General features: G+C 66.5%; 10 protein-coding genes. 2 read left to right on the top strand and 8 right to left on the bottom strand.

Annotation, left to right across the window (positions count from 1 at the left end):
• Positions 1–2: 2 nt before the first annotated feature.
• The 4 genes from HV826_RS10325 to HV826_RS10340 form a co-directional block, all read right to left on the bottom strand.
• Complete coding sequence (locus HV826_RS10325) at positions 3–1172, bottom strand: acyl-CoA dehydrogenase family protein (protein ID WP_176416831.1); 1170 nt, start codon at positions 1170–1172, stop codon at positions 3–5.
• Positions 1173–1528: 356 nt separating this feature from the next.
• The gene (locus tag HV826_RS37070; protein ID WP_255207651.1) at positions 1529–1870 is read right to left on the bottom strand and encodes an imm11 family protein; all 342 of its coding nucleotides are present in this window, start codon (positions 1868–1870) and stop codon (positions 1529–1531) included.
• A gap of 100 nt (positions 1871–1970) precedes the next feature.
• Positions 1971–2579 (bottom strand): imm11 family protein, encoded by a 609-nt coding sequence (locus tag HV826_RS10335; RefSeq protein WP_176416832.1) that lies wholly within the window; start codon positions 2577–2579, stop codon positions 1971–1973.
• Positions 2580–2601: 22 nt separating this feature from the next.
• Complete coding sequence (locus HV826_RS10340) at positions 2602–3522, bottom strand: AHH domain-containing protein (RefSeq protein WP_176416833.1); 921 nt, start codon at positions 3520–3522, stop codon at positions 2602–2604.
• A 144-nt stretch (positions 3523–3666) separates the two neighbouring features.
• On the opposite strand from HV826_RS10340, the gene HV826_RS10345 reads away from it, so the two are divergent.
• Positions 3667–4479, top strand: coding sequence for an Imm49 family immunity protein (locus tag HV826_RS10345; protein ID WP_176416834.1), 813 nt, complete (start codon positions 3667–3669; stop codon positions 4477–4479).
• On the top strand, positions 4479–5636 hold the full coding sequence (locus tag HV826_RS10350) for a hypothetical protein (protein WP_176416835.1): 1158 nt from the start codon (positions 4479–4481) through the stop codon (positions 5634–5636). The genes HV826_RS10345 and HV826_RS10350 overlap by 1 nt, the downstream gene beginning before the upstream one ends.
• A 30-nt stretch (positions 5637–5666) precedes the next feature.
• On the opposite strand, the gene gndA is transcribed toward HV826_RS10350, so the two are convergent.
• The 4 genes from gndA to HV826_RS10370 all read right to left on the bottom strand — a co-directional run bounded on the left by gndA (position 5667) and on the right by HV826_RS10370 (position 10366).
• Complete coding sequence (gndA, locus tag HV826_RS10355) at positions 5667–7091, bottom strand: NADP-dependent phosphogluconate dehydrogenase (protein ID WP_176416836.1); 1425 nt, start codon at positions 7089–7091, stop codon at positions 5667–5669.
• A 36-nt stretch (positions 7092–7127) separates the two neighbouring features.
• Positions 7128–7736, bottom strand: coding sequence for a 6-phosphogluconolactonase (gene pgl, locus HV826_RS10360; RefSeq protein WP_255217143.1), 609 nt, complete (start codon positions 7734–7736; stop codon positions 7128–7130).
• 62 nt (positions 7737–7798) lie between these two features.
• Positions 7799–9343: a glucose-6-phosphate dehydrogenase gene (zwf, locus tag HV826_RS10365; protein ID WP_176416838.1), complete on the bottom strand. Its 1545-nt coding sequence runs from the start codon at positions 9341–9343 to the stop codon at positions 7799–7801.
• A 123-nt stretch (positions 9344–9466) separates the two neighbouring features.
• Complete coding sequence (locus HV826_RS10370) at positions 9467–10366, bottom strand: FkbM family methyltransferase (RefSeq protein WP_176416839.1); 900 nt, start codon at positions 10364–10366, stop codon at positions 9467–9469.
• Positions 10367–10471 lie beyond the last annotated feature (105 nt).

Raw genomic sequence — 10471 nt, forward strand, 5'->3', positions numbered from 1 at the left:
CTTCAGGCCTCGAAGAGGACGGGGAAGCCCAGGAGGGCGCTGCCTTCCTGGGTGAACCAGCCCTCCGCCACGGCCGCGTGCTGGGTGAGGGTGTGGATGTCGCGGAAGCGGCGCTGGAGCGAGGCGCCGTCGCGCACGGACGTCGCGCCGCCCGCGTGGTAGCAGGCCGTCACCACCTCGGCGGCCGTCTCCACGGCCCAGGTCAGGGTGGAGGACACCTGGGGCGCGAGTCCGAAGGCGCTCACGGGGGACTCCTGGCAGGCCTCCCAGAACACCTCGCCCATGCGGCGGAGCGCGTCGTGCGCGGCGCGGGCGCCTGTCTCGGCGCGGCCCAGGCGGTTGCGGAACACGGGGGAGTCCACCAGCGAGGTGCGCGCGTACAGCCGGCGCTTGCCCGAGCGGGCGAGGGCGAGCAGGTCATCCACCGCGCCCTGGGCGATGCCCACCGCCACCGCGCCGATGTGCATGGCGTAGTGGAGCACCGGCACCACGAAGTTGGCGCCCGGTACGCAGGGCTGGCCGGTGAAGATGTCGAAGGTGCGTTGCAGGGGGACGAAGGCGTCAATGGCGATGTCGTGGCTGCCGGTGCCGCGCAGGCCGAGCACGTCCCAGTGCTCGATGATGCGGACCTCGCTGGCGGGCAGCAGCATGGCGCGCGTCTCGGGCAGGCCCTCGGCGGGGCCCGGGCGGGGCTTGCCGTCCGGGCCGAGCACGACGCAGTTGCCGAACAGCCATTCACTGGTGCGGCAGCCGGTGGCGAAGTTCCAGTGACCGGTGACGCGGTAACCGCCGTCCACTTGCACGGCCTTGCCCTGGGCATTGAAGGCGCCGCCTCCGGTGGCATTGGGCCCCGGGGCGTAGACGGCGTCGAACTCCTCGCGGGGGAGGAGGGCGAAGAGCTGGGGGCTCTCCGAGGCAATCATCATCGTCCAGGCGGTGGAGGCGTCCGAGCGGGCCAGCTCGGAGAGGACGTCGAGGCCCGTGACGAGGTCCAGCTCCAGTCCTCCGTGGCTGCGCGGGACCAGCATCCGGTAGACGCCGAGGTCCTTCAGCGTGGCGATGAGGTCCAGGGGGAGCTGCCGTGCCTGTTCAATCTCCCCGCTGCGAGCGGAGAGGGCAGGGGCCAACTCACGTACCGCATGCAGCAGCTTCGCTCCGGCATCCAGCGTCATGGTCGAGGCTCCGGATAGAGAGCCTCAATGATGCCTGATGTGCGGTGTTTGTGAAAGATGCAGCGCGCCATGACTATTCAGTCATGGGCAGCCATTGTGTCATGCTGGCTGGGGATGTGCGGACTTCGCCGGTACTTGGTCGAGTAGGTCGAGCAGGAAATGGGTTGGGCGCGGGCTCAGCGTGCGCAGCGCTTGGACCATGACTTCGCTCATCAGGTACGAATACGAGTGTTCGCGCATCCGGAAGAGATGGTGCTTGAGCTTGGCTGGGTCGAGGACAGGACTTTGGACGCGGACGATCTTGTCTTTGAATTGATTGATGTCCGATGCGTCCAGGTTGAAACAGTCCAGGACCCCTATGGGTTGACGATGAAGTGGTTTGTGGAGGCGGGTCTCTTCTTGTGATTGTAGATGGCCAGTGGCAGGTGCTCCACAGGACTTTGGTTGACGCGCTCAAACACCGCTTTGACTCGCTTGCTGACGATGAGCATGCCGCAAGCGTTTTCCACGTAGTCGGAAACCTGGATGCCCTGGTACCGGTCTGTCATGTAGACCCGAGTGGCTGCCGGGTACTCGGCACCCAGCCTTTCGCCGTGACCAACCTTGTACCTGTTGAGCCCGAGTCCTTCAGGGGGTTCATCGATGAAAGAGTACTCGAGCTTCTGTCGGGGCATTGGGAGGATGAGGTAGTAGTTCATCCGGTCTCGATTGGAATTGCGGTTTGCGTGGTTTGAAAGCTTGGGTGTGGAGCCGGTTCTTGTGTTTGTGTAGGACGCGTCGCCGCTTCTGTGAGGCAGGTCAGACGGTTGATGAGGTGGGCCTGGTGTGAGATGGGACCTGCTCAAGTTCTGTAATGAAAAAGTTAGTTGGGAGTGGGTCCAATGTGCGCAGTTCCTGCCGAAGTTGTTCGCTGATGATGTAGGTGTAGGAATCCTCTTGGACCCGAAACAGGTGAGGTGCGTTCTCAAGCTTCTGCGGATCGAGCACTAAGTTGCGGACGTCGACCACTTTGTCGTTGTGGTACACGATGTCCGAGGTCTCCAAATTGAGACAGTCGAATGTGCCGAGTGGGTTGATGATGAAATAGTCAGTTGAGGCCGCACGCTTCTTGTGATTGTAGATGGATAGGGGGAGGTACTCCGTGGGCGCTTTGTTGACACGCTCGATGACCTCTTTGACTCTTTTGCTGATGATGAGCAGGTTGCATGCGTTTTCGATGAGGTCCGATACCTGGATTCCTTTGTGGCGGTCGGTCATGAAGACGCGGGCGTTCGGTGGATAGTCGCTGCCGAGAGGAAGGCCCTTCCCGAGTTTGTATGATTTTATCCCAATCCCTTCAGGTTCGTCGTCGATGAAGCAGAAATTTCTATTTTCGCGAGGCATTAGGTGGATGAGGTGGTATTTCATTGACGGTTGTCTTGTTTTGATGTTAGAGTGAGTTCTTCTTGAGGAGTTGAGTCGACTTCTTGTCGAGTGAGGGGCCGGTTCCTCCGGTTCGTCCCCAGGATAGGATTAGCTCAAGGAGTTCGGTGGAGAGGTTTTCCAGACGCGATTTGTCGAGTTCTGTATCTGGAATTTCGTGTTCGTCTTCTTTGGCTTGGTCGAAAATGTTTTTATAGTCTTTGATGATTTTGTCGAGGCCGGTGTTCATTCGGTCCACCATGTCGTTATAGACAGGGTGGTCCGTGCATGTTGCCGGAAGCGACGACGTATCGTCATCCTTTAGTTGGATATGACGTGGCAGGTTGAGCAGCGCAGCGACCTCGCGGTCCTGCGGAATCAGCAACATGTTTTTCTTGTGGTTGATGTTGTACCTGGCCTTGAGCAGGGCCTTCTGGATCATGTTGCTGACCTTGGCTTCCTGCTTCTGGATGACTGAGTCCAACGTGCCCTTCGGAATCAAGTGGTGGGCGTTGTTCCAGTACGGCCAGGTGTCCTGCGTGAAGTTGTAGCCGGCTGGGATGCGGACCTTGCCCTTGGCGAAGGTCCGGCGCTTGATGGCGCGCGGAGGACCGCCGATGTCCCAGTCTCCCGGCTCCGGAATGTCCAGGTGGGCGCAGTAGCGGTCGGGCGTCATGCCGCCCTTGTTCGCCCGGTAGGCGGAGGTCTGGAGGCGCCGCTCGGGCGGGTGCTCATTGTAGCGGTGCAGTCGTTCCTTGATTTCCCCGTGGCTGTCCGCCTGCTCGTAGGCCTGATATCGGTAATTGCAGGAGACCTTGTTCTTGAAGCCGGAGAAGTCACCCGTATGGCCAGTGAGGCAGGCGCCACCCTCGGTCGTGCTCTTCACGGTGAGGTGGAGGTCGTTGAGTTCCGCGTCCCCGAAATGCCCCGTGTCCTTCTTCTTCGACATGGCCTGGTCCCGAGCTGAAGGGTGCCTGCGCCATCGAGTGTCCCGGACGCATCCGGGAGGGTCAAGGGCCTGCGGCCAAGGCCAGCGACACATGACGGACCCGGACGTAGAATGCGCGTCTGGCCATTCACCCGCGTTGACGACATGAAGCCGAACTTCCTCCCCATCGCCATCAAGAACTCAGGCACCGCGCTCGAGGAGCTGCTTCCGCGCGTCATCGCCGCGCCTCCCGCGCTGCAGAACTACGCGTACATCTGCCTGCTCCATCGGCGCATCGCGACGGGCTCGCTCCTGGCCACCAGCGACCCGGAGCCGTTCTACGCATACCTGTCCAAGAGCGCTCGCGCCTTCCTGCACTTCCTCACGACCGCGCCCGACGCAGAGAAGCTCACCTCGAAGGCCGAGCCCTTCTTCGACGCCGTCGCCTGCCGGGACGATGAGGCCGCGCGGGCCATGGCCCCGCTGTGCCCACGCAAGCCCGACACCACGCGCGAATACGAAGAGGACTTCTTCGCAGTGTGGCTGCCCATGGCGTTCTTCTTTGGAAACGTCCCGCGTGAGGAGCTGCTGCCCGACTTGGAGCTCTTCGCCAGGCTGACCGAGGAGAACCCCGACCCGCATCTCGACGTCTGCTGGGGACTCATCGACAAGGACCAGCAGCGCTTTGACGAAGGGCTCGAAGCCCTCATCGACCAGAAGCGCAAGGCCTACGACAAGGCGCGCCGCGAAGAGACGCAGAACCCCGACGAGGCCGCCACCACCGCGCACGTCTCCACCGAGATCCTGGCCTATATCGAGCTGGCCCAGCGCGCCGGGCTCACCGTGGCGCCGGACCATCCGCTGGCGCCCGACGTCGCGCGGAGGTTCCACCTGCGCAAGCTGCCCGCCCCGGACAGTTGGCGCGTCCCCGAGCCCTTCAGCTCCTTCAGAAAGCCAAGCAAGAAGTCGAAACGCTGATGCCTCCAGCAACGGGAATCGTCATCAGTGGCCTGGGCATGGTGTCCAGCCTGGGATTCGACGTGGTCACCAGCTGCGCCGCGCAGCGCGCCGGCCTGACGTGGCGCCACCCCCTGGCCCAGGTGGTTGCCTATGACGAAGCCGAGCTCGAGGCGCCCGTCACGGGAGCGCCCATCGAGGGCTACACGAATGGCTTCATCCAGTCGGGCACCTGGGTCCGCATGGCCGTCACGGCCCTGGAGGACCTGGTGGACTACGGCCAGTTGCCGGGCCGCGAGGACGCCCGCTTCTGGCAGACGACGGGCGTCGCCTGGGTGCTGCCCCCGCTCCTGTTCGAGCGCTTCTTCTGGCCGGACCCCGAGGTCCCCGCGTTGCTGGAGGCCTACTGCGCGGACCTGCTCGCGCGCCTGACGCAACTGCCGCTCCAGATGATTCCAGGTGGCTTCATCACCGGCGGGCCCCATGGCGTGGCGACGGCGGTGCAGCGGGCCGAAGCGCTCTTCACGCGCAGCAGCATGGAGCGCGTCCTCATCCTGGGCACCGATTCCTGGTTGGACCGCCCCAGCATCAACCTCCTCATCCGCGAGGGGCGGCTCAAGACGTCCGAGCGTCCCGTGGGGCTGTGCCCCAGCGAGTCCGCGGCCTGTGTGCTGGTGGAGCGGGCCCTGAACGCGGGGCAGCGGGGAGCTCGGGCCGAGTCTCGCATCCTGGCCGCCGTGGTTCAGGACGCACCCGACGCGCCTTCGGAGGAGGATGCGCCTGTCCGCTCCCGGAGTCAGTTGGCTCCCGAGTGGGGACGCAAGCTCTCCATGACTGTCCAGCGAACGCTGGAGGCCGCCGGAGTCCGGGAGCCGTTCCGGGGAGACCTCCTGTTGGACCTCAACGGTGAGGAATGGAAGGCGCGCGTCTGGGGCCATGCCCAGCAGCTTCTCCATGAGCAGGTCGACTTCGTGGAGAGCCGGCTCGTGCTCCCCGCCATTGCCTTCGGAGATGTCGGCGCGGCGAGCGGCGTGGCCTCGCTCTGCGTCGCCACGCGCTCCTACGTGCGGGGTTACGCGTCCTCGCACCGGACGCTCATCTGCTCGGTCTCCGATGAGGGAGGCACCGGCGCGCTGCTGACAGAGCGCACCGCCCAGAGGCCGTCCCGAGCGCCGTGACGCGCGCGCCCGGGAAGCACCGGGCCCTGACTACTTGCCCCACTCCGTGTGGACGAAGCCCGCCTCCGGTCGGTCCTTGCGCTGGTACGTGTGCGCACCGAAGGCGTCGCGCTGCGCCTGGGTGAGGTTCTGCGGCAGCTCCGCCGTGCGATAGCTGTCCAGGTACGCCAGCGACGCGCTGAACACCGGCACGGGGATGCCCACGCGCGTGGCCACGCCCACCACCTGCCGCCACGCGGGCGCCATGCGTTCCAGCACCGGCGCGAAGGCGTCGGACACCATCAGGTTGGGCAGCGTCGGCTGCTGCTGGAAGGCCTCGCGCAGCGGCGTGAGCAGCTTCGCGCGGATGATGCAGCCACCCCGCCAGATGCGCGCCAGCTCCGCCAGGTGGATGTTCCACTGATACTCCTGGGAAGCCGCCTGGATGAGCCGCATGCCCTGCGCATACGTCACCACGCGCGCCGCGTAGAGCGCGTCGTGCGTCCACGCCGCCAGCTGCGCCTGTTCCTCCTTGCTGAGCTGCACCGCCGGGCCCTTCAGCTTCGGCGCGGCGGCCACGCGCTCGTCCTTCATGGACGACAGGATGCGCGCGTCCAGCGACGCGGCGATGGACGGAATCGGCACGGCCAGGTCCAGCGCCACCTGCACCGTCCACTTGCCCGTGCCCTTCTGGCCCGCCTTGTCCAGCACCAGGTCCACCAGCGGTCGGCCCGTCTCCGGGTCCTTCTGCCGCAGCACCTTGATGGTGGTCTCCAGCAGGAACGAGCCAGCGATGCCGTGGTCCCACTTGGACAGCAGGTCCGCAAGCGCGTCCGCGTCCAGCCCGAGCCCGCGGCGCAGCACGTCGTACGTCTCCGCGAGCAGCTGCATGTCCGCGTACTCGATGCCGTTGTGCACCATCTTCACGAAGTGCCCGGCCCCGTCCTGCCCCACGTAGGTGACACACGGGCCCAGGTCCGTCTTCGCGGCGATGGCCTCGAACACCGGCCGCACCAGCTCATACGCCGCGGGCGCGCCGCCCGGCATGATGGAGGGGCCATTGCGCGCGCCCTCTTCGCCGCCGGACACGCCGACGCCCAGGAAGTGGATGCCCTTGGACCTGCACTGCTCCTCGCGGCGGCGCGTATCCAGGAACCACGAGTTGCCGGCGTCCATGATGACGTCGCCTTCCGCCATCAGCGGCAAGAGGCGCTCCAGCATGGAGTCCACCGCCGCGCCCGCCGTCACCATCAGCAACACCTTGCGCGGGCGCTCCAGCCGTTGGATGAAGGCCTCCAGCGACTCGGTGCCCCAGACCTCGGGGTGACCGTGCTTGCGGTGCATCTCGTCGATGCGCTCCGCGTGCCTGTCCCATACGGCCACCCGGAAGCCGTGGTCCGCGATGTTGAGGGCGAGGCTCGCCCCCATGACGCCCATTCCCGCCACGCCGAACTGCGCGCCCGCTGCCTCACTCATCGTTGGTTCCTCCTGGAAGGTTTTCGACAGGGAGCCTCACCGCCCGGCGGCGGCGGGGTCCAACATCCACTCCGAATTCGTCACCCGGGCGGCGGGGAGGCCCGCGTCCCCCGCCAGCGCCCGGCGCACCGTGTCCCGCTTGCCCGCCCCCGACACCAGGGTCAGCACGCGCCGAGCGGACCGCAACACCGGCAGCGTCAACGTCATCCGCCAGGGCGGCGGCTTGGGGCCCACCACCGCCAGGACGCGCTGCTCGGTTTCCTCCAGCGCGGGGTGGCCGGGGAAGAGGCTGGCCGTGTGCCCGTCCTCTCCCATGCCCAGCAACACGACATCCAGGACGGGAGGCAGCTTCGCCGCGTAGTCCCTGGCGGCGGCGGCGCGGTCCTCGCGCTCCCCCTCCATGCGGAACACCTGCGACGGTGACAGCCGCAAGGGGCGCAGCAGCGTGTCCTCCACCATCCGGTAGTTGCTGTCCGCGTGGTCGGGCGGCACGAAGCGCTCGTCCACGAAGTAGACGTCCACGCGCTCCCAGGGGAGCACCTGCGCCGCAAGCGCCCGGTACGCGGGCCCCGGCGTGCCGCCACCCGACAGGGCCAGGCTGACGCGACGCTGGGTGGCGAGCGTGTCCTGGAGCGCGCGCGCCATCCACACCGCGGCCTCCCGGGGCAGGGACTCGGTCGGCACGACGTGCGTGCGCGCGCTGGTGGTCACAGGCCCGCCCACCGGCGGCCATCCCGGGCCAGCAGCGCGGCCGCGGCGTCCGGGCCCGCGCTGCCACCGGCGTAGCCGTGCGCCGGTCCGCCTTCTCCGGACTCCAGGGCCTGGAGGATGGGCGTCACGAAGGTCCACGCCTGCTCCACGCTGTCCTGCCGCGCGTAGAGGGTGGCGTTGCCGCGCATGCAGTCCAGCAGCAGGCGCTCGTAGGCCTCGGGCACCGGCCGCTGGAAGGTCTCCTGGTAGTTGAAGTCCATGGTGACGCCCGCGATGTTGACGTCCTCGCCGGGCACCTTGGATTCGAAGGAGAGCGCGATGCCTTCCTGGGGCTGGATGCGCAGCGTGAGCACGTTGGGCTGCAGCCGCTGGCAGGTGGCGCCTTCTCCAGAGAAGAGGCTGATGGGCACTGACTTGAAGTGGATGGACACCTCCGTCAGGCGCCGCTTCAGCTTCTTTCCCGCGCGCAGATAGAAGGGCACGCCCGCCCAGCGCCAGTTGTCGATGTTCATCTTCATGGCGACGTAGGTCGGCGTGCGTGAGCCAGCCTTCACGCCCTTCTCCTGGAGGTAGCCCTCGTACTGACCGGCCACCACCGCGCGGGACACCTCGCGGCCCTCCAGCGGGCGCAGCGCGCGGAAGACCTTGTTCTTCTCGTCGCGGATGTCCTCGGCGCCGAAGGACACCGGCGGCTCCATGGCGCACAGCGCGAGCACCTGGAGCAGGTGGTTCTGCACCATGTCCCGGATGACGCCCGTCTCGTCGTAGAAGCCTCCGCGCCCCTCCACGCCCAGCGTCTCCGCCGCGGTGATTTCCACGTGGTCGATGTGCTGCCGGTTCCACAGCGGCTCGAAGATGGCGTTGGCGAAGCGGAAGACGAGGATGTTCTGCACCGTCTCCTTGCCCAGGTAGTGGTCGATGCGGAAGATCTGCCGCTCGTCCAGCACCGCCGCCAGCTCGCGGTTGAGCGCGCGGGCGCTCTCCAAATCGTGGCCGAAGGGCTTCTCGATGATGAGCCGCTGCCACGGGCGCGGGTCGGCCTGCTCCTGGCGCTTGAGCAGCCCCGACTCCGACAGGCCGTTGAGGATTTTGGGGAAGGTGGAGGCCGGCGTGGCCAGGTAATAGAACTGGTTGCCCTGGGTGCCGAACTTCTGGGCGACCCGGTCGAGCTCCTCGCGCAGGCGCACGAAGGACTTCGGGTCGTCATAGCCGCCGGAGATGAGCTCCAGGCGCGGGGCGAAGTCCTTCCAGATGGCCTCATCCAGGGGCTGGGTGCGGGCGAACTCCTGCAGGGACGCCTTCACCTGGTCGCGGAAGGCCTCGCTGTCCCCTTCGGAGCGGCTGAAGGCGACGACGGCGAAGCTCTCTGGCAGCAGGTGGTCTCGCGCCAGCTCGAACAGGGCCGGGAAGAGCTTGCGCTGGGCCAGGTCTCCGGTGGCGCCGAACAACACCAGCGCGCACGGGTCGGGCCGCCGGGCGCGAACCAGCGGGTCTCCTTCTCGAGGATGGGTCTCGATGTGCAGGCCCTGATGCGCGTCCATTCGCTGCCTCCCTCCGGGTTGGGTCCGGCGGGCACCTTACGCCTTCCGAGCAGCCACCATGCAAGGGAGAGTGCGGGCAGTGACGCCGGTCCGACGTTGCGGAGCGTGCCTGCTCCGCGCCCTTCAAGGCAGGCAGAGCAGTTGGTAGCGCTGGGTGTCGTGCTGCTTCACTTCGCGCAGGTCGACCCGGCACGCCTGTTCAATGTCACCGAAAGGCGACACCCGGCCCCACAGACGGCGCAAGCCGCCCTGCTTCGCCTTGAAGTCGTCGGGGGACACGTAGGCGCGGATGTTCTTGTAGTGCCCCTCCAGCACCTCGCAGACGCGGCGAGGGTCGGCTCGCGCATACTCACCCCGTCCGTGGACCTCGATGTAGAGGATGGGCTTGTCCGGACGTTCGAGCGTGGCCCGCATGCCGGCCAGCACGTCCAGCTCGAAGCCCTCCACGTCGACCTTCACGAAGTCCACGCGTGACAGGCCTTGCTTCTGGACGAAGCCGTCCACGGTGACGACCGGGACGGTGATGCCCTCCGCGCCTTCTTCGGGAACGTGTCCGTTGAGGCCCGTGGCGAAGGTGATGACGCCTTCCCGCGAACCCACCGCCGCCTGGACGGCCTGGCAGTTGTGCAGGTGGTTGCTCCGGAAGTTGGCGTCCAGCTCCGCGTAGTTCTCTGGTTCGGGCTCGAAGCTGAAGAGCTGTCCCAGCGGGCCGATGCGGCTGCGCAGGTACATGGAGAGGTAGCCGATGTTGGCCCCCACGTCGAAGGCCACCATGCCCGGCCGCAGATGGGACGCGATGAGCGGGAGGTCCGACAGGAAGTCGTCGCCCTGCAGGTACAGCAGCATGTGCGTCGTGCTGCGGTGGGCCTGCAATGTCAGGTCGTAGCCGAACAGCCTGCGCTGGACCTCGAGCGGCTGCTGACCGTTCAGCCCCAGCAGCAACCGCGCCGTGCGCAGCTGACTGAAGGGGACGAACGTGTGGGCCAGTCGGGCGGCTCGGAGCGCGGGGTCGATGGGAGGCATGGGGGTGGTCTGTCTTTATGGCAGCGGCGGGTCCATGGGCAAGGAACGGCGGATTGCCCTGGAGGGCAGTCCCCAGGGCCCCTCCAGGCCGGCTGACTGGATGAG

Origin of the sequence: Myxococcus sp. AM010, from assembly GCF_013372585.1 — a bacterium.
Taxonomy (GTDB): domain Bacteria; phylum Myxococcota; class Myxococcia; order Myxococcales; family Myxococcaceae; genus Myxococcus; species Myxococcus vastator.

Bases quoted from the DNA above. Each gene is read 5' to 3' on its own strand.
- zwf (WP_176416838.1), bottom strand. From the start codon at position 9,343: ATGGACGCGCATCAGGGCCTGCACATCGAGACCCATCCTCGAGAAGGA.
- HV826_RS37070 (WP_255207651.1), bottom strand. From the start codon at position 1,870: ATGAACTACTACCTCATCCTCCCAATGCCCCGACAGAAGCTCGAGTAC.
- HV826_RS10335 (WP_176416832.1), bottom strand. From the start codon at position 2,579: ATGAAATACCACCTCATCCACCTAATGCCTCGCGAAAATAGAAATTTC.
- HV826_RS10325 (WP_176416831.1), bottom strand. From the start codon at position 1,172: ATGACGCTGGATGCCGGAGCGAAGCTGCTGCATGCGGTACGTGAGTTG.
- HV826_RS10370 (WP_176416839.1), bottom strand. From the start codon at position 10,366: ATGCCTCCCATCGACCCCGCGCTCCGAGCCGCCCGACTGGCCCACACG.
- pgl (WP_255217143.1), bottom strand. From the start codon at position 7,736: ATGGCGCGCGCGCTCCAGGACACGCTCGCCACCCAGCGTCGCGTCAGC.
- HV826_RS10345 (WP_176416834.1), top strand. From the start codon at position 3,667: ATGAAGCCGAACTTCCTCCCCATCGCCATCAAGAACTCAGGCACCGCG.
- gndA (WP_176416836.1), bottom strand. From the start codon at position 7,091: ATGAGTGAGGCAGCGGGCGCGCAGTTCGGCGTGGCGGGAATGGGCGTC.
- HV826_RS10350 (WP_176416835.1), top strand. From the start codon at position 4,479: ATGCCTCCAGCAACGGGAATCGTCATCAGTGGCCTGGGCATGGTGTCC.
- HV826_RS10340 (WP_176416833.1), bottom strand. From the start codon at position 3,522: ATGTCGAAGAAGAAGGACACGGGGCATTTCGGGGACGCGGAACTCAAC.